The 20422-nt window shown below is 60.8% G+C and carries 21 protein-coding genes, 1 tRNA gene and 1 pseudogene; 10 read left to right on the top strand and 13 right to left on the bottom strand.

Annotated elements, in window-relative coordinates; all coding sequences use genetic code 11:
- Window positions 1–54 precede the first annotated feature (54 nt).
- A complete protein-coding gene (locus AC1DE4_RS11230; protein ID WP_025659475.1) occupies window positions 55–1044 on the bottom strand; it encodes an MBL fold metallo-hydrolase in 990 nt (329 codons plus the stop codon).
- A gap of 251 nt (window positions 1045–1295) precedes the next feature.
- Between AC1DE4_RS11230 and AC1DE4_RS11225 the strand changes: the two genes are divergently transcribed.
- Entirely contained in the window at window positions 1296–2720 is a 1425-nt protein-coding gene (locus AC1DE4_RS11225; RefSeq protein WP_025659476.1) for a DHA2 family efflux MFS transporter permease subunit, read from the top strand.
- 3 nt (window positions 2721–2723) lie between these two features.
- On the opposite strand, the gene AC1DE4_RS11220 is transcribed toward AC1DE4_RS11225, so the two are convergent.
- The 3 genes from AC1DE4_RS11220 to AC1DE4_RS11210 are packed head-to-tail and all read right to left on the bottom strand — an operon-like array spanning window position 2724 to window position 5431.
- Window positions 2724–3107: a VOC family protein gene (locus tag AC1DE4_RS11220; RefSeq protein ID WP_018856878.1), complete on the bottom strand. Its 384-nt coding sequence runs from the start codon at window positions 3105–3107 to the stop codon at window positions 2724–2726.
- A 59-nt stretch (window positions 3108–3166) separates the two neighbouring features.
- The gene (locus AC1DE4_RS11215) at window positions 3167–3886 is read right to left on the bottom strand and encodes an RlmE family RNA methyltransferase (protein WP_018856877.1); all 720 of its coding nucleotides are present in this window, start codon (window positions 3884–3886) and stop codon (window positions 3167–3169) included.
- A 9-nt stretch (window positions 3887–3895) separates the two neighbouring features.
- Window positions 3896–5431: a Ppx/GppA phosphatase family protein gene (locus tag AC1DE4_RS11210; RefSeq protein ID WP_025659477.1), complete on the bottom strand. Its 1536-nt coding sequence runs from the start codon at window positions 5429–5431 to the stop codon at window positions 3896–3898.
- Window positions 5432–5687: 256 nt separating this feature from the next.
- On the opposite strand from AC1DE4_RS11210, the gene AC1DE4_RS11205 reads away from it, so the two are divergent.
- From AC1DE4_RS11205 to AC1DE4_RS11185, 5 genes and pseudogenes are all read left to right on the top strand, one after another.
- Window positions 5688–5761: transfer RNA gene (locus AC1DE4_RS11205), tRNA-Gln, on the top strand.
- Between the two features lie 318 nt (window positions 5762–6079).
- Complete coding sequence (locus AC1DE4_RS11200; RefSeq protein WP_245271653.1) at window positions 6080–6256, top strand: hypothetical protein; 177 nt, start codon at window positions 6080–6082, stop codon at window positions 6254–6256.
- 223 nt (window positions 6257–6479) lie between these two features.
- Window positions 6480–6578, top strand: a pseudogene (locus AC1DE4_RS11195) (LysR family transcriptional regulator); the annotation flags it as partial.
- A gap of 1007 nt (window positions 6579–7585) precedes the next feature.
- The gene (locus AC1DE4_RS11190; protein ID WP_156932686.1) at window positions 7586–7723 is read left to right on the top strand and encodes a hypothetical protein; all 138 of its coding nucleotides are present in this window, start codon (window positions 7586–7588) and stop codon (window positions 7721–7723) included.
- Window positions 7724–8195: 472 nt separating this feature from the next.
- Window positions 8196–8414 carry a DUF982 domain-containing protein gene (locus AC1DE4_RS11185; RefSeq protein WP_025659479.1) on the top strand — a complete coding sequence of 73 codons (219 nt, stop codon included), beginning with the start codon at window positions 8196–8198 and terminating at the stop codon, window positions 8412–8414.
- 142 nt (window positions 8415–8556) lie between these two features.
- Here the strand turns inward: AC1DE4_RS11185 and AC1DE4_RS11180 are convergent, their stop codons facing one another.
- From AC1DE4_RS11180 to AC1DE4_RS11160, 5 genes are all read right to left on the bottom strand, one after another.
- Window positions 8557–9189 carry a hypothetical protein gene (locus AC1DE4_RS11180; RefSeq protein ID WP_025659480.1) on the bottom strand — a complete coding sequence of 211 codons (633 nt, stop codon included), beginning with the start codon at window positions 9187–9189 and terminating at the stop codon, window positions 8557–8559.
- A 29-nt stretch (window positions 9190–9218) separates the two neighbouring features.
- A complete protein-coding gene (locus AC1DE4_RS11175) occupies window positions 9219–10613 on the bottom strand; it encodes a selenium-binding family protein (protein ID WP_025659481.1) in 1395 nt (464 codons plus the stop codon).
- 233 nt (window positions 10614–10846) lie between these two features.
- On the bottom strand, window positions 10847–11629 hold the full coding sequence (locus AC1DE4_RS11170) for an anti-sigma factor family protein (protein WP_025659482.1): 783 nt from the start codon (window positions 11627–11629) through the stop codon (window positions 10847–10849).
- On the bottom strand, window positions 11626–12231 hold the full coding sequence (locus AC1DE4_RS11165; protein WP_025659483.1) for an RNA polymerase sigma factor: 606 nt from the start codon (window positions 12229–12231) through the stop codon (window positions 11626–11628). The genes AC1DE4_RS11170 and AC1DE4_RS11165 overlap by 4 nt, the downstream gene beginning before the upstream one ends.
- A 51-nt stretch (window positions 12232–12282) precedes the next feature.
- Entirely contained in the window at window positions 12283–12873 is a 591-nt protein-coding gene (locus AC1DE4_RS11160) for a tetratricopeptide repeat protein (protein ID WP_025659484.1), read from the bottom strand.
- Between the two features lie 165 nt (window positions 12874–13038).
- Here AC1DE4_RS11160 and AC1DE4_RS11155 point away from each other — a divergent pair, with 165 nt between their 5' ends.
- The 4 genes from AC1DE4_RS11155 (at window position 13039) to AC1DE4_RS11140 (ending at window position 17267) form a co-directional block, all read left to right on the top strand.
- Entirely contained in the window at window positions 13039–14091 is a 1053-nt protein-coding gene (locus AC1DE4_RS11155; protein WP_018856865.1) for a type III polyketide synthase, read from the top strand.
- Window position 14092: 1 nt separating this feature from the next.
- The gene (locus AC1DE4_RS11150; RefSeq protein WP_025659485.1) at window positions 14093–14593 is read left to right on the top strand and encodes an isoprenylcysteine carboxyl methyltransferase family protein; all 501 of its coding nucleotides are present in this window, start codon (window positions 14093–14095) and stop codon (window positions 14591–14593) included.
- 74 nt (window positions 14594–14667) lie between these two features.
- Window positions 14668–15915: an NAD(P)/FAD-dependent oxidoreductase gene (locus tag AC1DE4_RS11145; protein WP_025659486.1), complete on the top strand. Its 1248-nt coding sequence runs from the start codon at window positions 14668–14670 to the stop codon at window positions 15913–15915.
- A gap of 131 nt (window positions 15916–16046) precedes the next feature.
- Window positions 16047–17267, top strand: a complete 1221-nt coding sequence (locus tag AC1DE4_RS11140) for a YeeE/YedE family protein (RefSeq protein WP_025659487.1) — start codon at window positions 16047–16049, stop codon at window positions 17265–17267.
- On the opposite strand, the gene AC1DE4_RS11135 is transcribed toward AC1DE4_RS11140, so the two are convergent.
- Genes AC1DE4_RS11135 through AC1DE4_RS11120 form a run of 4 tightly spaced genes read right to left on the bottom strand, consistent with a single transcriptional unit; the run spans window position 17264 to window position 20414 of the window.
- Window positions 17264–17797 (bottom strand): gluconokinase, encoded by a 534-nt coding sequence (locus AC1DE4_RS11135; protein WP_025659488.1) that lies wholly within the window; start codon window positions 17795–17797, stop codon window positions 17264–17266. The genes AC1DE4_RS11140 and AC1DE4_RS11135 overlap by 4 nt on opposite strands.
- 52 nt (window positions 17798–17849) lie before the next feature.
- Complete coding sequence (locus AC1DE4_RS11130) at window positions 17850–18689, bottom strand: dipeptide ABC transporter ATP-binding protein (protein WP_025659489.1); 840 nt, start codon at window positions 18687–18689, stop codon at window positions 17850–17852.
- Entirely contained in the window at window positions 18686–19522 is an 837-nt protein-coding gene (locus tag AC1DE4_RS11125; RefSeq protein ID WP_018856859.1) for an ABC transporter ATP-binding protein, read from the bottom strand. Before AC1DE4_RS11125 ends, AC1DE4_RS11130 begins: the two co-directional genes overlap by 4 nt.
- Before the next feature lies 1 nt (window position 19523).
- A complete protein-coding gene (locus tag AC1DE4_RS11120; protein WP_018856858.1) occupies window positions 19524–20414 on the bottom strand; it encodes an ABC transporter permease subunit in 891 nt (296 codons plus the stop codon).
- Between the last annotated feature and the right edge of the window lie 8 nt (window positions 20415–20422).

Raw genomic sequence — 20422 nt, 5'->3', positions numbered from 1 at the left:
TAGCAAAAAGCCCGACGTGTTCGCCGGGCTTGGTATGGCTGCCATGCAGCGGTCTCACAGGTCGAACTGATAGGTCTTCGGAACGAAGCGATATCCGTCGTCGTGTGCCTCGACAAAGCCGACGGCGGGGAACGGCATGTGGTAGCCTAGGAAGGCAATCTTGTCGGCCGCGATCATGCCGAAGACCTTGCGGCGCGTTGCTGCTGCCTGCGCCTTGTCCATATCGAAACGAACCTCCCAATCCGGCTTCTGCAGCGACAGAATATAGTGATTGGCGGTGTCGCCCGTTGCCACGAGGCGCTTACCCTCGGATTCGATGTGGAAAACCATGTGGCCCTGCGTGTGGCCCGGCGCCAGCATTGCGGTGATGCCGCTTGCAACAGTGCCGCCATCGCCGATGAACGTCGCTTTCTCGGCAAGCGGCACGACGTTGGCGAGAACTGTCTTGTGACCGCCTTCGGCGGCTGTGCCTTCACGCGCTTTGTCCGTCCAGAAATCGTATTCGATCTGGCCGATGACGTAACGCGCGTTCTTGAAGGCCGGTGCGCCCCCTTCCATCAGGCCGCCAATATGATCGCCATGCAGATGGGTCAGCGCGACCAGCGTGATGTCGTCGGGCGAATAGCCGGCAGCCTTGAGCCCATCGCGAAGCAGCCCGCTGCCGCGGGCGCGACCGCCTTCGCCAAAACCCGTATCGACAAGGATGACATCCGATCCTGTGTCGATCAGCGTCGGTGCGTAAGTATTGACGAACTTGTCGGTCGGCAGGAAATTCCTCGCAAGCAGCTCCTGAACCGTTTCCGGCGTCTGGTTGGTTCCGAAGGTTTCATAGGGCTTTTCGGCAATCGTGGCGCCGTCCTTGAAGACGGTAAATTTGTAGGAGCCGAGTTTAAACTGATTGAACTGGGGCTGCGGCGTCGCATCCATCTTGGTCTTGTCTCCACTTACGGCCATAGCGGCCGTCTCTTTCAAAATCATCGGCGTCGCCAGCAGGCTGATGCCCGCAGCAAGCAAAGTGCGCCGTTTCATCCCCGGTAGTGCCATATCCCGCCTCCCAATAGCGTGCAGCATCACTGCCGCATACCCCCAAATGACCAGCAGCCGCCGCGTTTGTTGCACTCGACCAAAACAAGCATATGTCAATCTTGGCCGTTGAATTTGCTGAGCAAGCGGTCTCACGCAGACGTGATGCAAACGTGCTTCGGAAGCGGAATGAAGGGTTGGCAGAGCCTGTCGCGAGGACTACAGAGCACGGGCCTCCACCGCCTTCGCAAGACCTTCAAGGCATTTCGCGTATGAACCGCATCGTTCCGCTGATCCTCGCCGTTGCTCTCTTCATGGAGCAGATGGACTCCACCGTCATATCGACCGCCCTGCCCGCCATCGCCAACGATCTCCACGTCGGGCCGATCACGCTGAAGCTGGCACTGACCTCCTACATGGTGTCGCTTGCGGTCTTCATTCCGATCAGCGGCTGGATGGCGGACCGGTTTGGCGCCAAGCGCATTTTCCGCCTGGCTATCTGCGTCTTCGTCGTCGGGTCGATCTTCTGCGCAATCTCGTCCGGCCTGATCGAGTTCGTCATTGCGCGCTTCCTGCAGGGCATGGGCGGGGCGATGATGACGCCGGTTGGCCGCCTTGTGCTTCTGCGAACGACGAAGCGAAGCGAGCTTGTCTCGGCGATGGCCTTGCTGACCATCCCGGCGCTCGTCGGACCGTTGGCCGGACCGCCGTTAGGCGGCTTCATCACCACCTATTTCACCTGGCACTGGATCTTCCTGATCAACGTGCCGGTCGGCATTGTCGGCGTCTGGCTGGCAACGATCTTCCTGCCGGAGGTTGAGGCGACGGCGCCGCCGAAGCTGGATTTCACCGGCTTTTTGCTGACATCGTTTTCGGCCGCCGGCGTCGTCTTCGGCCTTTCCGTCGTCAGCCTCCCGGCCTTGCCGCCCGTTATCGGCATCATGGCGACGGCAATCGGCCTCGTCTGCGGTTTTCTCTATGTGCGCCATGCCAAACGGCATCCAGCGCCGATCCTCAATCTGAACCTCTTCCGCAATCCGACGTTCCGCGCATCGACAACCGGCGGCACGCTGTTTCGCATCTGTATCGGCGCCATGCCCTTCCTGACGCCGCTGATGCTGCAACTCGGCTTCGGCCTGACGCCGTTCCAATCGGGTCTCATCACTTTTGCCGGCGCGATCGGGGCGATCACGACCAAGTTCATGGCGCGTCGCGTTTTCGCGGCTGCCGGCTTCCGCACCACACTGCTTTCGGCAGCAGGGGTGACGACCGTGGTTACGGTCGCGACCGGCTTCTTCACGCCACAGACGCCACATCTCGTCATCATCGCCATTCTTTTGGTCGGCGGCTTCTCGCGCTCGTTCTTCTTTACCGGCGTCAATGCGCTGGCCTTTGCCGACATCGACGATGCACAGGCGAGCCAGGCAACGTCGATGAGCTCGGTGATGCAGCAGATCAGCCTGGCGCTTGGCGTCGCGGTTGCCGCAGCAATCCTTGAAACATCGATCTATTTCCGCGGCGAGGCGCTGCAGGTGGCCGACTTCCACGTCGCCTTCTACGTGATCGCGATCCTGACTGTCGTGGCGACCATCCCGTTCATCCGAATGGACAGGAGCGCCGGCGCGCTTGTTTCCGGCCACCGTGCGAAGCGCATCACCCCGGCGACGATCGAGGCGGAACAACAGGCCGTGAAGTAAGGCCTATTCCGGAGTCTCGCAGACGGCGCTCAGCTTGTTGCCATCCGGATCGCGCACATAGGCGGCATAGAAATTGGCATGGAACGGCCGCAATCCGGGGGCGCCTTCGTCAACGCCGCCCGCGGCAAGGGCTGCGGCATGAAACGCATCGACGTCCGCACGGCGCTCGGCATGAAGCGCGACCATCGAGCCGTTGCCAGTTGATGCCCGCCTGCGGTTGAACGGGGTTACGATCCAGAGCCGGCATCGGGTGTCGCCATCTGCGGCGTAGCCGATTTCCTCTTCGGAGTAGCGCTGGCGGCGATAGCCGAGCAGCGGCAGCACGATATCGTAAAACCGCCGCGCTTCATCAATGTCGTTGGTTCCGAGGGTGACGTATAGGAGCATGGTACCCGGGCATTCCAAGTCTTGGGAGATCGGATCATCACCCGAGACCAGCCCAAAGATCAAGCTTCGGTGACATCGGGCTCCATCTGGCGGCCCTTGAAGCCTTTCGCCAGCAGGAACATCTCCACAGATTCGGCCCGCGACGACGGCGGCTTGACGTGGACAACCTGCTTGAAATGCCGCTTCAGCATGTTGAGAAGATCGCGTTCGGTGCCTCCCTGGAAGGTCTTTGCCAGGAAGTGGCCACCCTCCCCCAGCACTTCGATGGCAAAGTGTGCCGCCACTTCGCAGAGATGCATGGTGCGCAAATGGTCGGTACGGTGGTGGCCGGTCGTGGGGGCTGCCATGTCCGAGATCACCAGATCAGGCGTGCCGCCGACGGCCTCGATCAACTGTGCCGGCGCTGACGGATCGAGGAAGTCCAGCTGCAGGATCTTCACGCCCGGCAGCTGATCCATCTCCAGGAAGTCGATCGCCGCCACACGGATATCCTCATCCGTCGAGCCCGTGACCTTGGCAGCGATCTGCGACCAGCTTCCCGGTGCGGCACCCAGATCGATGATGCGGCGGGCGCCCTTCAGGATGCCGTGCTTCTCGTCGATCTCGAGCAGCTTGAAGGCGGCACGAGCGCGATAGCCCTCGAGCTGGGCGCGCTGCACATAGGGATCGTTGATGTGGCGCTGCAGCCATTGCCGCGACGACGCCTTCATCTTCTTGTTCTTGACGCGCTGGCCGAGTTTGCGGCCGGTGCGGCTACCCGCAATCGTTGGCTTCGCCATGCTTGTCCCCTATTTGCCGCGCTGGCCGCGGCGGTTGCGGTGGCGCCGCCAGACGCCGTCGTCCGCCATCATGTCCGTGAGCAGGCCTTCCCTCAAGCCGCGATCGGCAACCCGCATGCGCGGGCTCGGCCAGCGGCGGCGGATCGCCTCCAGAATCGCGCAGCCGGCGAGCACCAGATCGGCGCGATCCGGTCCGATACAGGGATTGGCGGCCCGGCTTGCGAAATCCCACGACAGCAGCTTTGCCTGCATCGCCGAGACCTCGTCGTCCGAAAGCCAGATGCCGTCGACCTTGCGGCGGTCGTAGCGCGGCAGGTCGAGGTGGACGCCTGCAAGCGTCGTCACCGTTCCCGAGGTGCCGATGAGATGGAAATCATCCGCGTGACCGATGTCGATCGCAGGGCAATCGAAGTTGTCGAGCATGCCCGCCACCTCCACCACCATGCCCTCGAAAACATCCGGGGTGACATCGCGCCCGCCATGACGCTCCGATAGCGTGACGACGCCGACGGGAAGCGAGGTCCAGTGGGTGATGTGGTTTGCGAGGCGATTGAAGCGGTTGTCGCCGATACGAATGACCGCGATTTCGGAGGAGCCGCCGCCGATATCGAAGAGGACAACGGAGCGGGTCTCGCGTCCGACGAGCGACGAGCAGCCCGAGACGGCAAGCCGCGCTTCGGTCTCCCGATCGATAATCTCGAGTTCGAGGCCGGTCTCGGCAATGACGCGTTCGAGGAACACGGCCCCGTTGCTCGCCTGCCGGCAGGCCTCGGTCGCGATCAGCCGCATACGGCGGATTTCGCGGCTCTTCAACTTGGAGGCGCAGACGCGGAGCGCATCGACGGCGCGATCCATCGCATCGTCGGAGAGGCGGCCGCTTGCCGCCAGTCCCTCGCCCAAGCGTACGATCCGGGAGAAGGCGTCGACAACGCGAAACTGACCCGGCCGCGTCGGTTGCGCGATCAGAAGACGGCAATTGTTGGTGCCGAGATCGAGAGCGGCGTAAAGCTCATCCGGCCACGGATATTCGTGGCTGCGCTGCCCTCCTTCGGACGGGCGCGCCCCACGATTATCGTTCTGGCCGGTTCGCAATTCGGCTGCCCCCGCCCGCCCGGCGGGCGCTGGCTGCTGCGGCTGGGCCGGACGTCCGGTCGGCTTTTCATGGACCAGTGGGCGTCCCTGGAGGCCGCGCTTGCCGCGATGCTTGCGGCGATTGCGGCGACTCGGCACCGATTCGCCGTCACCGCGAACAGCGTGCGTCGCGCTTAGGGCGTTTTCGTTGCTTGCCTGATGCTGTTGAACCGCTTCGCCTGGAGCGCCTGCGCCGCGACGGCGACGCTTGCGCTTGCGCGCGACATTGTCGGCTTCAATTGGGCGCGCCGCCTCTCCGGCATCGCCGGACAGGACATGCTGAGCGGACTGGTTCGCATTGCGGGATTGCCCGCCACGCTTGCCCTTGCGGCGCCTGGATTTCTTGCCATCCCTGCGCCCTGCCGCCGACGCCCCGTTACCTTGCGGCCTTTGGCCGCGTTCGGGGTCTTCCACGTTCTTTTTCCATCGCGCCGCGCAAGTCCAAAAGGTATGCAGCAGGCGCTCATTCGATTTTGCGTTGGCGCGAAGATACCAGCGCATGGCGAAATCACCAAATTCTTTTTGGCGTTAGCGAAATAGGTCCTCTCTTCGAGCTCAAAAGCCAGCGTAAAACCCCTGTTCATTTTTTTCGAAACAGGTATTTGCAATCCGCCAGCTTTTGTTTATAAGCGCCGCACACCAGCGGAGCCGCTTCGAGCGCCGCACCTGCTGGGGAATAGTTCAATGGTAGAACAGCGGACTCTGACTCCGTCGATCTTGGTTCGAATCCAGGTTCCCCAGCCAATTTTCCCTAAATCACCTTAATTCCTTGATTTTCCGGTCCTGCCGGATATCGTTTTGGCATCATGCGCGACCTGATGCCCAGAACTGTAGCACACAGGTGATGCCTGCCTAATGAGCGCGGGGGCGTCGCAGTGGCAGGCAAGGGCAACTATCCCATGGCGGTCCGCCACGACGTCCAGAACCTTATTCGCCGCGGCAACATCTTTTACCGGCGGGCGCGTGTTCCCAGTTCTTTCACGCGATGCTAGCCGGGCAGCCGGCTTTCATTGTTCGGACCATAAAAAGGCTCAAGCAGTCGGTCGGAAGCTCAACACGCTCATGGCCGAGCTGAAGATGAACTCGAAGGAACCGATGTCCAAGGCGCAGCTCCAAAAGCTTTGCGAACATGAACGCGACGTGATGCGCTTGCATCTTGAAGACGTCTCGATCGCCGCAAGACGCAACGGCCGTCCCGCCGACATCGAAGTGCTGGAGCTCCATCTGGAGAATGGCTGAGCTGACAAGCTGCTCGCGGCTCGACAACGGGGTATCTGCATCTCATACCTTTGCGATCAGATCGAACTATCTAGAGCTGCTCCATGAGGCGAACACTCGCGGCTTCCAGGATGGCATCCGAATGCTGATGCACCGGTCTGCAGCCGGTCGGCGCCCGTTCGTTTCGAYCCGTCTCTGCCTTTCCTTCTATCCGCCATCAGCGATCATTACGTATGAAAGCCCGACCACGCTTGGCCGGCGCCGAATTCTCGATATCGCTGTTGCCCCGGCGATCGGTGCCGCCGCAGTTGCACCGTTCCTTGACGACGCGCTCAGCAAGCTTTCCTACTCCGCCAAGGTCGGTCATGACCTGTCGTAGGACCTGCGCGCAGGGTTCGTCTTTCGCAGTGAGCCTCAAGACGTCGACCAGCGGAGCAGCCAACAAAAAAGGCCGGGGCGAAACCGCACCGACCTTCCTCACATCGCTACTCATACCAGTGCCAGTACATCCGTGGTCAAAAGTAGAAAGCGATTGCGGCAAATTGCGAGCGGCAGACATATTCCAGCGCTCATCAGCAATGCCGATGAAAGGCATATAGGCACTCGCTGCACGAAACGCAAGCGCAATTTTTGGTTTTATTCTCGAAGTCTGATAAAAACAAAAATTGCACGAATTGCGTTGCATCCGGAGCCACGCTCAGGCATGCTCGCTTCTTCAGCAGCCAATGTCACGGGCGCTGCTGCATCAGGGGCTCAGAGCCCTCGCCCCAAATTGAAGGAGGACCGAAGTGTCTTCCGAATTCGGCTATGTCTTACATTCCAGGGACCTTACTATGCTGCAAGGCATCTTGGATGCGGCTGGATACAGTGCTGCCAGTAGTGTTGCTCATCCTGAGCGATACAACATCGCAGCCAAGCTACTTTTCGAACGTTTCCAACATGGGATGACCTCCCCCGACGACCTATCCAGGGAACTGGAAAGGCATTTTGGCCGGGTGACTTCGGCAATATCTCCACCAAGCTTCGAGCGGACACGCGCCTCCATTCAGGGACGGCCTCCCCGGTAGAAATTTCCTGGAGCTGTAGGACTCTCCGCCTTCCCGATGTAGCAGGCCCATGGAACAACGCGTCAAGGCGGGGATTGAGGGAGTGGATCGCACGGGTGAGGAATGTTTCTCCCTCATGTCTTACGCTGGCTAACTGTGTGATCCACTATTCTCGAATGTGGAATCGGAGACCCTGTGTCGGTACCGAGCTGGCTAGTCTTAGTCGTTGTGAACGCAACCGCGTGCTGCATCCTGTTGCATCTCCAGAAGAAGACCTTGATATGCTTTTTTGCGAATTGGCCTGGTGACGAACGACCGCGCCTTCTTCTCGGCAATGCAGGCCTACGCTGGTACGATGACGGAAACAGTCACTCAGGGAGACGCGCAGTCCGCATTTCTCGCAGCGGCTCTTGACGCAGAGGCAGTGTTCCGGATGGCCTAACTCCTTACTGTGAGGATGGTCGTGTCTTCGCCATGAAGATCCCGAGATCACTGATCTCCATCACGTTGTTGTTTAGACCAAGAAGCGTGCCGCCCGCGCTTTGGTTTCGCCGTCGGTGGGGCGCGCAAGCCTCACGTTCCAGACGGAGGAGCTTCAGCCGCTCCGTCTTCTTGGAAGCCCAAGAAGGAAAAGGCGGCCGCCGACAAAGGCGGCCCGCCCATTTTAAGTTCTCAGCCGAAGGCCAGCCAAGGCGCCCCAAAGAAGAATTGAGGTTCGGAAGGGCGATCGGCATCTGTATCGGTCGCCTTATCGTCGCCCAAGAAACACCGATCACCGTTCCTGTTTGAGGCACTTGGCGACCTGCCATCCATTTCTTCCCTTTGATTGCCTGCTGCGAATACCCATCTATCTGAAGGCGGAACGAGTACTCGATGGCGCCGATAACGGACCCTCACATGATTGGAGTGTGGCCATGCTGGTACACCGATGGGAAACACCTCTCGTGCTGGGAGACAACCGCATTCGTATTGTCGTCGGCTCCCCGGAGGAGGCATTGACCTGGCTCGTCCATGAACCGAACCAGAGTGCGGCCAAGTGGCAACGAGCCTGGAAGGCCTGCCGAGCGGTCGTTGAAGGTCGGATGAAAACGGAAGACGCCAAGTCCGCCGTTCAGCTCGCGGCCACGCGCTAAGTCGTTCGAGTGCACCAATTTCGGTGATCCGGTCCTCAGGCGGCTGCCGGGTCGAGGTCTTGGCTGCTGCCTCTGCTTGATACAAGCTGGACGGCTGCGCGTTTGGTCCTTACTGGTGCGCGTGTGCCAGCTCTACTCGCCTTCACCTGATGATCAGCAGCCCGACACCGGTGGCGAACAGAACCCCCGTCCACAGCAAGTCGACGTTGATCCAGGCACTGCGCAATATTTCGAGCCCGACCCAGCGATAAACCGTCAGCGCAATGAGGCTTGTGACCGCCAACATTGCGAGCGTGTGGACGCCGACTGCGGCAATCGCCATGGCGGCGGAACCGGCGCCGCCAACATTCGGCAATGGCGGCTGGGTCAGACAGAGGGGCATCAGGGCGGGCAGGATCATGAGGCCGGCGCCATGGGCCGTGGCCATCAGGAACGACCAGAGCACAAGGCCGGCGAGTCCCGTCCGCAAGCCGACGCGAACGCGGCGACTGTGCCCGAAGACTTGATGGCAGATCGCCCAGGCAACGAGCGTCACGCCGGTGGCCATGCGCACAGCATCCTGGTTCACGAAAAGGCCGGCGGCGACTACAGCTCCGGCCACCAACGCGATGGAGACAGCATGCCCGAGGGCAATGGCGGGTACGGCCTGAACCACCGCCGTAAAACTCTGCCGGTGAACGCCGAGCGCAACGGCAAACAGCCACCCCATCGCGGGATTGAGACCGTGAAAGGCGCCCAGTCCCGCCAGCAGCATCCAGGGCCAGAGCTCGTTCATCGGCGCCTCGTTTGCCTGATGTCGTTTCCCTAGGGATAACAATAGGAATCCGACGAGCAGTCTCCACCTTGCAGGCGGACCTGATGCGGACGGTGTGACTTGGGCCATTCGACGAAGAATTTCTCGTCGAAGGCAATGCCACCTTCCGGCTTCGCATCGAGCTTCACCATCCAGCCCGTTATGCCATCGGGATAGAACTGCTCATCGATCGCCCCGTAAAGCGAGTTGGTGAAGTAGATGCGACGACCATCGCGGCTGATCTCGACCATCTGCGGGCCCCCGTTCAGCGCGCCATTCTTGGCCCCTGGGTGCGACGCACGCGAAACGATACCGCCAATGCGGACCTTGCCGGTCAGCTTCGGTTTGAACGGATCTGATACATCGTACTGAAGGAGATCGCCGGTTCCCCAGCAGGACACGTAGAGAAATCTGTCATCCATCGAGAGATCGATGTCGGTGACAAGCGGCGGCACGGCCTTGAAACCTTTGAGCATTGGCGGGAGTTGGTCGGCATCGGCGGGCTCCGCCGGAATGTCGATCACCTTTGTCACCCCCCATTTTTCACCGTCACGGTGCCAGACCCAAATCGAGGAGGAGAGATCCTCTAGGCTGAGCACGCAGTTGACAAAGCCATAGGCTTTCGTCGGGTCGTGCGCGGGCCTGAGCTCGAATACGAGCTGGTACTTGTCGCCGAAATCGATCGTCTGCAGGTGCTTGCGCGCGTGCAGATCCCAGAAATGCAGACGGCGTCCGTATTTCGCGCCGAGCAGGATGTCGGGGACGAGCCCGTTTTCGAAGGTATCGGGCGTGCCCCACTCGCTGGTAACGAGCGTGTCGTGGCCAAGGTGCCACCATACGTCATAGGCGAGCTGTTGCTCTCCCCGATCTATCTCCCACTGTCCGCGGACCTCGAAAGTCCTGTGATCAATCAGAAAAATCCCGCCTGGGGCCTTGCCTTCGGCATTGCCCAACGCGGCCACATAGATGCCCTCGGGGCCGCAATGGATGGTGTGCGGCCGGGAATAGCCGGCTCGTTCGGCCACGTCCGCGGGCTCAATCACCTTGACGATCTGAGGATTTTTGCCGTCCGGCTTGGTGTCGATGATATGGATTCGGGAAGATTTCAGTCCCGGCACGACCAGATAGCGGCGTTCAGCGTGCGGGTGCGGCGCGTTCGGGCACAGACAGGACGAACAGGCATTCCAGCCGAAATGATGCAGTTCGTCACCGACATTAGGCATCGCGAGCTTGTTTATGATCTGCCCGTAACTGGCCGATGTCGGATCGACATCGACGACGGCAAGTTCATCGGGAACCGCTCGCGTTGGATCGAAGGCGACGACATAGGCAAACGTCTCGGGCGCCGCCTTCATGGCCATGCGCGGCGACGGATAAAAGCTCGGATCAGGTTTCCACGTTTCCATGTGAATTGCTCCTGGCTAGCGTGTGCTGAACAGTGAAAAATGCTCGCTAAATGCTTGCCGACAGCCGACTCACGCTGCGGATGGGGCGGGTCCAAGGACGTTCAAGGGATACCAATTCGAACCGGCCACGCGAGCCGTAGAGGTTATCCTCCCCACGCAACTATCTCAAAAAATCGCGGGATTGGGCAGTCCTTTTTTTCATAGCCGCTCTCGCCGCCACTCCGCCTCAGACCTCATGCCCTTTTGCGGACATCCTCCGCCAGTTCCTGCATCCGGTCGATCGGAATGCGTCCGATCAGCATGAAGGCGTGCGTTTCGTTCGACCAGTAGACGACGTTCATTCCGCGTCGGCCTTCGACGTCGGGATCCTGCTTTCCGACGTCCGAGCGAACGATGCAGAGTGCCAGCGGCCCCGTCTCCGGGTCCAGATAGGCAATCTGTGCGAGCGGCTTTTCGTCGTATTGCAGCAATTGGGCGCGCTTGAACTCGATGCCGGGCAGCGACACCGCTTCGGGTGACAGGGAGATGCCAAGTTTGTCGATGAGCCTGGCGAGCTGGGCTGCCTGCGCTTCGCCTGACGGCGACGGGCCGGCCAGGGTATCGACAGTATAGAGGGCGAGGTATTCGGCAACGACGGCGCGCCATTCGCTGCTTTCATCAGGAGCATCAACGCGATTGCGGATGCTGATGAAGGCCCGGTCAGCCACAATTCCGGCGACGAGGCAGGCTGCAAGCGAACCAAGGAAACCGCGGCGACCGAAGCGTTCGGGAGCCGGCTTCGCGTCGGCCGGCGTACCGAGCAAGGTGTCGAGCCTTGCCTTCGGAGCTTCGGCAAGCAGCGGCTCGAAGGCTTGCTTGAAGGGGAGACTGCTCCGCGACAGCAACTCCAGCCTAGCGGCCGCACGCGCGTTCGAGTCGAGAAGCGCCTCGATGCGCGAGACCTCCGTATCCGACAGCTCACCGTCGATATAGGCCGTCAACTCCTCATCGGAGAGGATTTGGTTCTTGTCGTTCATGTAACCCCCTCTCCCGAGACACTGGCGGCTATCTTGGCGCGCGCGGCGGCAAGGCGGCTCATCACGGTGCCGATCGGGATATCCAATACGCTTGCGACCTCCTTGTAGGAAAGACCTTCCACATAGGCGAGAAAGACCGCTGCACGTTGCGCATCCGGCAGCGCATTGACCAGCCGCAGAACCTGGTTTGCCATGAGATGGGTTTCTGCATCGCGGGCGCCATCGACAACAAGGGCCTCGTCTGCATCGACGAAGCCCTGACCGAGGCGCACGCGTTGCGACCGGATCTCGTTCAACCAAATGGAATGAAGGATGGAGAACAGCCAGCGGTCCAGCCGCGTTCCCGTCTCGAACTGCTCGACGCGCTCCAGAGCGCGAACACAGGTCTGTTGCACGAGATCGTCGGCAACGTCGCGGCGATGCGAGAGCACAAGGCCATAGCGCCACAGCCGCAGCAGATTGTCCGCCAGGCCACTTTTGATATCGGCTTCGCTTGCGATGAGAGCCTCCGCCACGATTTTTCCTTCCAAAGCCGCCGGTTGCACCGACGGCTCTGGTACTGCGCGACTATAGGCAGGAAATGTGGTGTACGCGACCGGCATTGGAAGGTTCCTATTCAACCGTAGTTGCGCATTCCCGCTGTTCTTCAATGGTCAAGGCTTGAGGATCGCTTCGTTCAGATCGTGATACGCCTCGCAATCGGTGCCGCAGATCGTTTTGATTGTTTCCAGCTGCTCCTTGGCAAGATCGAGCCGACCCTTGATGACGTAGGCTTCGCCGAGATATTCACGAACCTGCGCGTATTTGGGATCAAGCTCAACGGACTTCAGGTAGTAGGAAATGCCTTCATCCGTGCGGCCGAGCTTGCGGGTGGCATAGCCGCGATAGTTCAGAGCCTCGGCGGTATTCGGATCCTTCAGCGTATCGAGTATGGCGAGCGCTTCTTCATAGCGTCCGGCCTTTGCCAGCGAATAGGCGTAGTCCGTGCGGTTTTCTTCCGTCACGTTGGCGCTGCTCTGTTTGACGCACCTCTTCGTCCTCTTGTCGTACATCTGGCCCTTCTTGCAGGTCGGCATGGTGCTTTCGCTGCTCCTGCCTCCGGAGCCGCTGGACCCGCTGGATCCGCTACTGCTGCCGCCGCTGCTGCTGCCGCCGCCAATCGAAAATGCGGGCGTGGAGAGTGCAAACGCGGCAATGCAGCCGCCGACCAGGATGGAAGCAATACGAACAGTCGCGATCGTCATGGGATATCTCCTACGAAAATGACGTTGGCCGCGAATGAACACCGTTGACTGGCACTTTATTCGATTGCGTGTTCTTCTTTTTTCCGACCCTGCGATCTCGGTGCGGGCGAATAAATGCGGGTCTGACGTGTTAGCCGCTCACGCGCCGGGCAAAAGGAGCATCCCGTGAGTGATACCGTAAAACTGTTGAGTCTTGCCGTCGCGACGCCGGAGCACGTCATCACGCAAAAGGAGGCGGCGGAAACCTCTGCGCGCCTGTTTTCGTCCCGCTTCAAGGATTTTTCGCATTTGGCAAGCGTCTTCGAGAATGCCGGCATCAAGAGACGTTATGCCGCCCGTCCGCTGGAATGGTTCATCGAGCCGCACGGTTGGCAAGACAGAATGGAGGCTTATGGCGAAGTCGCGCGCAGCCTGTTTTTCGAGACGGCCACCCATGCACTCAAGCAGGCCGGTCTAAAGGGATGCGACGTCGACTGCATCGTCACCATCTCGTCCACGGGCATTGCTACACCGAGCCTCGATGCACAGCTCGCAGAGAAAATGGGATTCCGCTCGGACATCGAACGCGTTCCCGTTTTCGGACTCGGCTGCGCAGCAGGTGTTTCCGGGTTCGCCATCGCCTCGCGATTTGCCCGCGATCGGCCGGGCGCAACGGTGCTTTTCGTGGCAATAGAACTTTGCACTCTGGCTTTCCGGCTGGACGAGCTGACGCGCGCAAACATCATCGCCACGGCACTTTTCGGCGATGGCGCGGCCGCCTGCATTCTCCGGGCGGGGCGAGAGGGTAAGGCCGAAGTCGAGTCGACGGGGGAGCATCTTTTCCCCGATACGCTCGGTATCATGGGCTGGAAGATCGACGACACCGGCTTCGGCGTGGTTCTCGCTCAATCGCTACCGCCCTTTGCCGAGACGGAACTCGGCCCGGCCGTCGACGGGATATTGGCGCGAAACGGTCTATCTCGCCGGGATATAGGTCGCTTCATCTGCCATCCCGGCGGCGCGAGGGTGCTTATGGCCCTGGAGAGCGCGCTGTCGCTTGAATCGGGAACCCTGGATCACGAGCGCGCGGTGCTTGCGGAATACGGAAACATGTCCTCCCCCACGATCCTCTTCGTGCTGGAGCGCGCCCTGAAGGAGGGATTGCCGGAACGCAGCGCGATGGTCGCCCTAGGACCGGGTTTCTCCGCAAGCTGCGTGACCTTGAAGCGAGCGGCATGATATGTGGCCCTCCTTTGCACTGCTCGCCTTCGTGACGGCACAGCGCCTCGCGGAACTCGCCCTTGCCCGCCACAATACGCGGGTGCTTGTAAACAGCGGCGCGAAGGAGGTCGCGCCGCAGCACTATCCTTTCATGGTGGCGCTGCACGGCTGCTGGATCGCCGGATTGTGGCTGCTGGCGATCGGTCGTCCGGTCGACGCAATGTGGTTTGCCGTTTTCATGGTTTTGCAAGCTGGTAGGCTCTGGGTCATCGGCACGCTCAAGGGTCGGTGGACGACGCGCATCATCGTTCTGCCGGGCGCTCCGCTCGTCAGCAGCGGACCCTACCGATTCATGGCTCATCCGAACTATGCCGTCGTGGCTGGCGAAATCGCCGTCCTTCCGCTGGCCTTCGGGATGCCGCTCTACGCGGCGATATTTTCCATGCTGAACGCGGCCGTACTTTACGTCCGCATCAAAGCCGAAAACGAGGCGCTCAGAACGACAATGTTTTTGAAATAAAACGACATTTTTCGTTTGCGTGCAGCCTGCCGTAGTTGCATTTTCATTGCTTGGAATAGTTGGAATGCACGGCAATGACAAAGAATGCAATTGTACTGGGCGCCGGTATCGTCGGCGTATCGACGGCCATTCACCTACAGCGCAGGGGTCGGCAGGTGACGCTGATCGACCGCAAGGCCCCAGGCAAGGAGACCTCGTTCGGGAATGCCGGGCTCATCCAACGCGAAGGCGTCGTGCCGTACGGTTTTCCGCAGCAACTCGGGCTTCTGATCCGCTACGCTTTCAACAACCGGATCGACGCTCACTACCACCTCAAGGCGCTGCCCGGACAGCTCGCCTTCCTTGCGCGCTACTGGTGGAATTCCGGCGCGAAACGCCATGAGATGATCTCCCGCGCCTATGCCCCGCTGATCGAGCACTCGATCTCGGAGCACAATGATCTGATCGAAGCGTCCAATGCACAGCACCTGATTCGCAAGAACGGCTGGATGGAGATTTTCCGCACGGCTGGCCGGCGCGACGCGGAATTTGCCGAGGCAGAGCGCCTTAGAGCCGAGTTCGGCGTCATGCACGAGCAGTTGGACGCCGCAGCCGTCGCGCGGCTGGAGCCTCATATCAAGGGAGATTTCGTCGGCGGCCTGCGGTGGCGCGATCCTTGGTCCGTACTCGATCCGCACGGTTTGACGATGGCCTACCGCACCTACTTCGAGAGTCTGGGCGGAAGGTGTGTCACTGGCGACGCCAATTCGCTCGGTCGCTCCGGCTCGAGCTGGCGGGTGGTCACCAGCGAGGGGGCTCTGGACGCGGAAGATGCGGTTTTGGCGCTCGGCCCCTGGGCTGCTGTTGCAACACGCCGGCTCGGCTATGCCTTCCCGCTCGGCGTCAAGCGAGGCTATCACATGCATTATGCCGCGGCAGGCGATGCGACCCTCAACAACTGGACGCTCGATGCCGAGCGCGGTTATTTCCTCGCACCTATGAGCCGGGGCATCCGGCTGACAACAGGTGCGGAATTCGCGGCACTCGATGCGCCGAAGACACCGGTGCAGCTCGATCGCGCCGAGAAGGTGGCACGCACAGTCTTTCCGCTCGGCGAGCGGCTCGATCCGGAGCCGTGGATGGGCGCCCGACCGTGCACGCCCGACATGATGCCTATCATCGGTAAGGCGCCCCGGCACGACGGACTGTGGTTCGCATTCGGCCACGCTCATCACGGGTTGACGCTCGGGCCTGTCACCGGCCGCGCCCTGGCGGAAGCGATCACTGGCGAGGCACCGTTCATCGATATTTCGGCCTATTCGCCGCAGCGCTTCAACCCATAAGCAACGCACGCATACCAAACAGGCTCATAGAAGGACAACAATCCGCCAGACCGGCGGAAAGGAGGACCTGATTCCTCCAACGTTTACGCCGAGTTCCCTATAAGACGAGGGAAACTCTCAGGAAATCCAACATGTCTATTGCCTCCTCCCCCGCCCTCGAGACACGGCAGCCCCCGCTCGGCACGCCGGGTCTCGGCGCGCTCGTCGTTCTTGTCCTCGGCACACTACTGCTCGGCTACTATCACGGCCCGGCTCAGGGCGCACTGTTCCTTGTCGGCGGCGCCCTCGGCATTGCCCTCTATCACGCCGCCTTCGGCTTCACCTCCGCATGGCGCGTCTTCATCATGGATGGTCGCGGACGCGGCCTGCGCGTGCAGATGATCCTGCTGGCGATCGCCGTCGTGCTGTTCTTTCCGTTCCTGGCGAGCGGCACGCTGGTCGGCCATGAGGTCAAGGGTTCGGTGTCGCCCGCAGGCATCGGCGTGCTCGTCGGCGCCTTCATGTTCGGGATCGGCATGCAGCTCGGCGGCGGCTGCGCTTCCGGTACGCTGTTTACCGCCGGCGGCGGAAATGCGCGGATGCTCATCACCCTGTTCTTCTTTATCGTCGGCTCGGTGCTCGGCACCGTGAATTTCGACTGGTGGGTGAGCCTGCCGTCACTTCCACCGACCTCGCTGGTACAGAGCTTTGGCGCCATCGGCGGCATCGCGGTCTCGCTGATCATCTTTGCAGCGATCGCAGTACTGACTGTTGTCGTCGAGAAGCGCTGGCACGGCTCGCTCGAAAAGGAAGCGCCCTCCCCGCGCCGCGGCTTTTCGCGTTTCCTGCGCGGACCGTGGCCGCTTGTCCTCGGCGCTGTTGCCCTTGCCTTGCTGAACTTCGTGACCCTGTCGATCGCCGGTCGCCCCTGGGGCATCACCTCGGCTTTTGCACTTTGGGGCGCCAAGGGCGCACAGATCATCGGCATTGACCCGACMGCCTGGGCTTATTGGCAGACGCCCGCCAATGCCAAGGCGCTGGCCGACAGCGTCTTTGCGGATATCACCTCCGTCATGGATTTCGGCATCATTGCAGGTGCAATGCTCGCCTCGTCGCTCGCCGGTCGATTTGCACCGAGCTGGGATATTCCGCTGCGTTCGGTTCTAGCTGCTGTGATCGGCGGCCTGCTGCTCGGATACGGCGCACGCATCGCCTACGGTTGTAACATCGGCGCCTATTTCTCCGGCATCTCGTCGGGCAGCCTGCATGGCTATCTCTGGGCCGTGGCCGCATTTGCCGGCAATGTCATCGGCGTTCGCCTGCGGCCCTATTTCTTCTTCGAGATGAAGGTCCTGCTGCGGACCGACGGCTAAACAACGCCCAAAGACTTGAGATCGCGGAGAGCCGTTTCCGCGATCCCTTCGATTGTATTGTCGATATCGACGGTCACGACGCCGAGCTCGCCGGTCGGCACTTCGAGTGTCGCGAGTTGGCTTTCCAGCAAGGATGCAGGCATGAAGTGACCCTTGCGCTCACCCATCCGCTTCGTGAGCAGCTCCTTCGAGCCTGACAGATAGACAAAACAGAGTTTTCCATTCACCGCCTTGCGCAGCCGGTCGCGATAGATGCGCTTCAACGCCGAGCAGGAAACGATGACGCCCTGCCCACGATCAAGCGACGCTTTCATTGTCTGACCGATGAGGTCGAGCCAAGGCATCCGGTCGTCATCCGTCAAGGGAATGCCCTTCGACATCTTCTCGACATTCGATGCAGGATGCAGCTGGTCGCCCTCGACAAATTGCATGCCGAGGGCGTCCGAAATCTTCAGGCCGATCGAGGACTTGCCGCAACCACTGACCCCCATGACGATGATGGCGTAAGGGGTTCCGTTGGTCTCTGGCATTGCTTGTCTCTCTCAGCGTTCCGGCACTCCCGGGGACGGGAGAACGACGACCTTATGAAGCAGCGAGTGTCGCACTCTTGCGCGCAAGGCGAGCCTTGATGGTGTCAACATCCGCGCGCGGCGTGGCCGCAAACAAGGTCTGCGTATAGCTGTGCTGCGGATCGTTGAAAACCTGATCCCGCGCGCCATACTCCACAGCTTCACCGAAATACATCACCATGACGTCGTCGGCCATATAGCGGACGACCGAGAGATCGTGGCTGATGAAGACATATGTGAGGTTCAGCTCGTCCTGCAAATCCGCGAGCAGATTGAGAACCTGAGCCTGGACCGAAAGGTCGAGTGCAGACACTGGCTCATCGAGAACCAGAAGCCGCGGCTTCAGCATCAAAGCGCGGGCGATCGCGATACGCTGGCGCTGGCCGCCGGAGAACATGTGCGGATAGCGATTGAAATGGATCTCCTGCAGGCCGACCTTCTTGAGCATCGCCATCGCCAATTCGCGCCGCTCAGCGGCGGCCGTATCGGTGTTGATGATCAGGGGCTCCATCAGAATGTCGCCGATCTTCTTGCGCGGGTTCAGCGAGCCGTAGGGGTTCTGGAAGACAATCTGCACCTTGCGGCGAATTTCCGGTGTCAGATCGCCTGCAGCGATATCGACCTTCTTGCCGTCGATGAAGAGATCGCCACCGCTCGCCGGATCGATCATCGTGACGATGCGGGCAAGCGTCGACTTGCCGCAACCGCTTTCGCCGACGATCGCCAGCGTCTTGCCCTGCTCTACCTTGAAGCTCACACCCTTGACGGCGTGTACGGTTCTCTCCTTCTTGAAGAGACCGCCCGGCAGATAATAGTTGCGGACAATGTTCTTTGCTTCGAGGACTGGCGTCATTGGGCCGCTCCCTTGAAAATTTCGCCGATGGTCGGCAGTCGATCACCGGTGGCATTTTCCGGCAGGGCGGCAAGCAGCGCTCTCGTGTAATCGCTCTTGGGCGACTCGAAGAGCGACAGGACGTCGGCCTCTTCCATCTTGCGGCCCTTATACTGCACGATCACGCGATCGGCTGTCTCGGCGACAACGCCCATGTTGTGCGTGATCATGATCAGGCCCATGCGGTGCTCCGTCTGCAGCCGCATCAGGAGATCGAGGATCTGCTTCTGAATGGTGACGTCGAGCGCAGTGGTCGGCTCATCGGCAATCAAGAGCTTCGGATTGCAGGCGATTGCGATGGCGATCATGACGCGCTGGCACTGACCACCCGACATCTGGTGCGGGAAATGGCCGAGGCGCTCGGCAGGATTGGGAATACCAACGGCCTCGAACAGCTCGATGGCGCGCTTGCGCCGTGCAGCCTTGTCCAGCCCCAGATGGATTCGCAGAACTTCTTCGATCTGGAAGCCGACGGTAAAACAGGGATTGAGGCTGGCGATCGGCTCCTGGAAGATCATCGACATATCCTTGCCAATGATCTTGCGCCGCTCGCTCGCCGACATGCCAAGCAGGTTGCGGCCGTCGAAGACCATCTTGTCGGCCGTTACTTTTGCCGTCCAGGGCAGAAGGCCCATCGCCGCGAGCATGGAGACCGACTTGCCGGATCCGGATTCTCCGACGATTGCCAGGACTTCACCCGCATCCACCTTGAGCGACACGCCATCAACTGCGCGAAACGGGCCCGTGGACGTCTGAAACTCAACGGCGAGATTTTCGATTTCAAGAAGTGCCATATCAGGACCTCTTCAGCTTGGGGTCGAGCGCATCGCGCAGGCCGTCGCCCATCAGATTGATGGCAAGAACGGTGATCAGGATGCAAAGACCCGGGAAAGTGACGAGCCACGGCGAGCTCTGGAAGAATTCGCGCGCATCGGCAAGCATCGTGCCCCACTCCGATGTCGGAGGCTGGGCGCCCATGCCGAGGAAGCCGAGGGCTGCGGCATCAAGGATCGCGGCGGAGAATGCGAGCGTTGCCTGAACGATCAGCGGAGCCAGGCAGTTCGGCAGGATCGTCTTGAACATCAGACGGAAGGTGCCGGCGCCCGCGACACGCGACGCTACGACATATTCCTTTTCGCGTTCGCTGATGACGGCGGCGCGCGTCAGTCGCACGAAATGCGGCTGGTTGACGATCGAGATGGCGATCATGGCATTGAGCAGGCCCGGTCCCAGAACGGCGACCAGCACGAGGGCCAGCAGCAGCGATGGGAATGCCAGGATGATATCCATGACGCGCATGATGAAGGTGTCGACGCGGCCGCGGAAATAGCCTGCAACGAGGCCGAGCAGCACGCCGGCGACAGCCGACAGCGAGGCGACGACGAGGCCGATGAACAGCGAGAAGCGCGTGCCATAGATGAGGCGCGACAGCATATCGCGACCGACGGCATCCGTTCCGAGCAGGAACATCGGATTGCCCTTGTCCGACCAAACCGGCGGGACGCGCTGCATGCCGTCGAAAGGAACGTTCGGATCATGCGGGGCAATCAACGGCGCGAAGATCGCTGTCAAAAGCACGAGCAGGAAGATGCCGAAGCCGATGACGGCACCCTTGTTGCGAGAGAAATAGTACCAGAACTCAGAGAGCGCTGACGGCTGGGTCGACTTGGTGGTTATCGCACTCATAAGCCGCT

Source organism: Rhizobium sp. 10N414, assembly GCF_056394785.1.
This window is presented reverse-complemented; position numbering and strand designations above follow the sequence as displayed.

Bases quoted from the DNA above. Each gene is read 5' to 3' on its own strand.
- AC1DE4_RS11230 (WP_025659475.1), bottom strand. From the start codon at position 1,044: ATGGCACTACCGGGGATGAAACGGCGCACTTTGCTTGCTGCGGGCATC.
- AC1DE4_RS11225 (WP_025659476.1), top strand. From the start codon at position 1,296: ATGAACCGCATCGTTCCGCTGATCCTCGCCGTTGCTCTCTTCATGGAG.
- AC1DE4_RS11220 (WP_018856878.1), bottom strand. From the start codon at position 3,107: ATGCTCCTATACGTCACCCTCGGAACCAACGACATTGATGAAGCGCGG.
- AC1DE4_RS11215 (WP_018856877.1), bottom strand. From the start codon at position 3,886: ATGGCGAAGCCAACGATTGCGGGTAGCCGCACCGGCCGCAAACTCGGC.
- AC1DE4_RS11200 (WP_245271653.1), top strand. From the start codon at position 6,080: ATGGCCGAGCTGAAGATGAACTCGAAGGAACCGATGTCCAAGGCGCAG.
- AC1DE4_RS11185 (WP_025659479.1), top strand. From the start codon at position 8,196: ATGCTGGTACACCGATGGGAAACACCTCTCGTGCTGGGAGACAACCGC.
- AC1DE4_RS11180 (WP_025659480.1), bottom strand. From the start codon at position 9,189: ATGAACGAGCTCTGGCCCTGGATGCTGCTGGCGGGACTGGGCGCCTTT.
- AC1DE4_RS11175 (WP_025659481.1), bottom strand. From the start codon at position 10,613: ATGGAAACGTGGAAACCTGATCCGAGCTTTTATCCGTCGCCGCGCATG.
- AC1DE4_RS11170 (WP_025659482.1), bottom strand. From the start codon at position 11,629: ATGAACGACAAGAACCAAATCCTCTCCGATGAGGAGTTGACGGCCTAT.
- AC1DE4_RS11165 (WP_025659483.1), bottom strand. From the start codon at position 12,231: ATGCCGGTCGCGTACACCACATTTCCTGCCTATAGTCGCGCAGTACCA.
- AC1DE4_RS11160 (WP_025659484.1), bottom strand. From the start codon at position 12,873: ATGACGATCGCGACTGTTCGTATTGCTTCCATCCTGGTCGGCGGCTGC.
- AC1DE4_RS11150 (WP_025659485.1), top strand. From the start codon at position 14,093: ATGTGGCCCTCCTTTGCACTGCTCGCCTTCGTGACGGCACAGCGCCTC.
- AC1DE4_RS11145 (WP_025659486.1), top strand. From the start codon at position 14,668: ATGACAAAGAATGCAATTGTACTGGGCGCCGGTATCGTCGGCGTATCG.
- AC1DE4_RS11135 (WP_025659488.1), bottom strand. From the start codon at position 17,797: ATGCCAGAGACCAACGGAACCCCTTACGCCATCATCGTCATGGGGGTC.
- AC1DE4_RS11130 (WP_025659489.1), bottom strand. From the start codon at position 18,689: ATGACGCCAGTCCTCGAAGCAAAGAACATTGTCCGCAACTATTATCTG.
- AC1DE4_RS11125 (WP_018856859.1), bottom strand. From the start codon at position 19,522: ATGGCACTTCTTGAAATCGAAAATCTCGCCGTTGAGTTTCAGACGTCC.
- AC1DE4_RS11120 (WP_018856858.1), bottom strand. From the start codon at position 20,414: ATGAGTGCGATAACCACCAAGTCGACCCAGCCGTCAGCGCTCTCTGAG.